Genomic DNA, 450 nt, shown 5'->3' on the forward strand with positions numbered 1-450 from the left:
ATTTCCGCCACCACACCTATACCAACGTGCGTGGCATGGACGATGACATCGGTTATGGCCTGCTGCGCATCTTCCCGGAGCAGCGCTGGAAGCCGTTCTACCTGCTGCAGCCGATCATCGCGCCGATCTTCGCGCTGCTGTTCCAGTGGGGCGTGGCCGCGCAGGACCTGCGCCTGGGCCGCTGGCTGAAGGGCCGTATCAGCGGCCGTGCGATGTGGCTGCAGACCCGCCCGGTGGCGCGGAAAATGGCCCGCCAGGTGCTGAAGGACTACGTGTTCTTCCCGCTGCTGGCCGGCCCGTTCTTCCTCACCGTGATGCTGGGCAACATGGTGGCCAACGGACTGCGCAACATCTGGACCTACGTGATCATCTTCTGCGGCCACTTCACCGCCGAATCGGAAACCTTCCCGAAGGAATGCCTGCGCAATGAATCGCGCGGCCACTGGTACC

General features: G+C 63.8%; 1 pseudogene. It reads left to right on the forward strand.

The features are described from left to right. Positions 1 to 35: 35 nt before the first annotated feature. A pseudogene (locus D7X55_RS46395) lies at positions 36 to 450 on the forward strand (acyl-CoA desaturase); the annotation flags it as partial.

Origin of the sequence: Corallococcus sp. AB049A (assembly GCF_003668885.1) — a bacterium.
Taxonomy (GTDB): Bacteria; Myxococcota; Myxococcia; order Myxococcales; family Myxococcaceae; genus Corallococcus; species Corallococcus interemptor.